Here is a 1450-nt window from a genome sequence, read left to right as displayed (position 1 = left end):
CCACAACCTGGCACAACCCATGAACTAACACGCACCTGAACGGGACGTCCTCTGAATACGCGGTGGTCTTGGACTTGGGGCTCGTACCTGCCTATGGTCCAGACTTCAACCCATTGGACGACGTGTTCGTTATTTTCGGCGTTGAGTCTGATGGCACGCTGGCTCCGAGCCCAAGGACACCTGTGTTAGCGGCCAGTTCAAATTCCCCAATGGCGGCCAGCTACTGGGGAAATAGCTGACCGCCGATGTCACTACGTGTGACCACTCCGAGCTGGTTGGCGTCAGTAGACGATGGACACGATCTGGCAAGCAGCCTCGGCCAGTTCACGGTCACCGTTGATGAGGGCGCGGGCCACGGCGGCGTCTGGCTGGATGCCACGCGTGCACAGCCGCCAGGCTGTTTCCGCATCCAGGCGGACGAGCGCGGCAGGACTTTCGGCGTCCGGCTTGGCGAGGGACCAACGCTCCCTGGTGGCCGTCACGGTCCAGGTGCCGCCGGCCGGGCCGTCGATCGCTACTTGGACCTGCGTACCAACCGGCGCGGTGACCTCGCGCAGGGTGTGGGGCAGGGCCCGCATGAAGGTATCCAGGACCACGGACAGGAAGCGCAGATCAGGGTCGGTGGCTTGGCCGACGGCATGGCGGATCTGCTGGCGGTGGGTCCAGAACTCGGTGAAGTCGCGGGCGCTGTCCAGCCACATCGGCGCCGGATCGATCCCGGCCCAGGACACCCCCAGCGACGGCGAGTCGGGGTTGGTGGCCTCGAAGAACCGGGCCGCCTGCCCGCCGATCAGGTCGAGGGTGTCGGTGAGTGCGGCCGGGCTCACCCGGCGGTAGGCGTCGACCCATTCCCGGTTGATGCGGTGGATGAACGCCTCCAGCGTCTCGCCCGGCGCGAAACCAGGGCCCTCTTGGTGGCCGTCGCGATCCCGCGCGAGACGCCCGTAGAAGTCGCCCAGGATGTGTGCGGCGAGATCCCGGACCGTCCAGCCCGGCACCGCCTCCTTGGCCCAGTCGCGGGGTGCCAGGCCGTGCAGTGTGGCCATCAGCGCGGCCTGCTCTGGGGCGAATAGAGAGCGGGCATCGATCGGAGCACCGAGCCAGGAATAGCTCGGCACGTCATTCAGCTGGGCGTTCATGGCTGAACCTTGCCAACCGGATGACCGTTTCGCCAGTGAATATCCCGCTACGGCAACTCTCTTACCCGCCGCGGCGGCTCCGACGCGGTGACCGGTGCGGCGGACGTTGTCGTGATAGGCGGCGGGTAGACAGGGCACGCCGCCGGGAGCGCGCTGGACGACTTTCACGTTGGTCCCGAGGAGGGGGGTCGACCAGGTGCCGATGGTGGCCGCCGCCCGCCCGGATTCTGCGAATCTGGCGGTGGGCGGGCGGCCACCTAGTAGTGCTTTGTTACGTGGTCTTGTCACGGTGGGTGTGTGGTAGTTCGCTG

At 66.6% G+C, this 1450-nt stretch carries 1 protein-coding gene; it reads right to left on the bottom strand.

Translation table 11 applies throughout. From position 1 onward, the window contains the following. Positions 1-281: 281 nt before the first annotated feature. A complete protein-coding gene (locus MUU72_RS35065) occupies positions 282-1139 on the bottom strand; it encodes a maleylpyruvate isomerase family mycothiol-dependent enzyme (RefSeq protein ID WP_248017508.1) in 858 nt (285 codons plus the stop codon). Positions 1140-1450: the final 311 nt, after the last annotated feature.

Source organism: Streptomyces rhizoryzae, assembly GCF_023155275.1.
GTDB lineage: Bacteria > Actinomycetota > Actinomycetes > Streptomycetales > Streptomycetaceae > Streptomyces > Streptomyces rhizoryzae.
This window is presented reverse-complemented; position numbering and strand designations above follow the sequence as displayed.